Annotated in this window: 1 pseudogene; it reads left to right on the top strand. The window is 58.0% G+C overall.

The annotated features are described in order from the left end of the window. A pseudogene (locus AAEZ22_RS18600) lies at positions 1-238 on the top strand (helicase); the annotation flags it as partial.

Here is a 238-nt window from a genome sequence, read left to right as displayed (position 1 = left end):
CTGGTAAAGACGGGTTTGGATCTTCTGGACTTTCCAACCATCTGCTTCATGCAGACGGGCTGGAACGTCTACACGCTACAGCAGGCTGCGCGCCGGTCTTGGCGGATCGGACAAAAGCAGGCGGTACGGGTGGTGTTTCTGGGCTACGCCAAAACATCGCAGATCGCTTGCCTGGAGCTGATGGCCAAGAAGATCGCAGTAGCGCAATCCACGTCTGGTGACGTGCCTGAGTCTGGGC

Origin of the sequence: Pseudoalteromonas sp. 20-MNA-CIBAN-0454 (assembly GCF_040308685.1) — a bacterium.
GTDB classification, from domain to species: Bacteria; Pseudomonadota; Gammaproteobacteria; order Enterobacterales; family Alteromonadaceae; genus Pseudoalteromonas; species Pseudoalteromonas nigrifaciens.
The sequence above is the reverse complement of the archived record's forward strand: the minus strand, read 5'-3'. Positions and strand labels throughout refer to the sequence as shown.